At 62.0% G+C, this 274-nt stretch carries 1 protein-coding gene; it reads right to left on the bottom strand.

Annotated features, from left to right (window positions below; genetic code table 11):
* On the bottom strand, positions 1 to 274 hold a 274-nt coding region (locus SB724_RS20060; protein WP_410572588.1), incomplete at both ends, for a hypothetical protein.

The raw sequence follows: 274 nt of genomic DNA, 5'->3' as shown, positions 1-274 counted from the left end.
CCTGGTTGCTGACGCAACCGCTTCTCAAGATGGGGCATGTTCCCGGTGAGGATGTCGGCGCAACGCGCATGCAGGATGAGGCTGGCTCCTTGCCAGCGGATAGAAGGTGGTCGGGACGTCAGCTCCGACGCACGCGACGATCGGCTTCGGGCCAGGACGTAGAACGCATCGCAGCAATGGTTGACGGTGAGGAACAGGCACGGCAGAAATGCGCCTGTATGGCTGGCGAGCGCAATAATCCAGGCGATCGCCAGCCATACGCCAGCATATCGCG

The organism is Bacillus sp. SIMBA_031 (assembly GCF_046535225.1).
GTDB classification, from domain to species: Bacteria; Bacillota; Bacilli; order Bacillales; family Bacillaceae; genus Bacillus; species Bacillus velezensis.
This window is presented reverse-complemented; position numbering and strand designations above follow the sequence as displayed.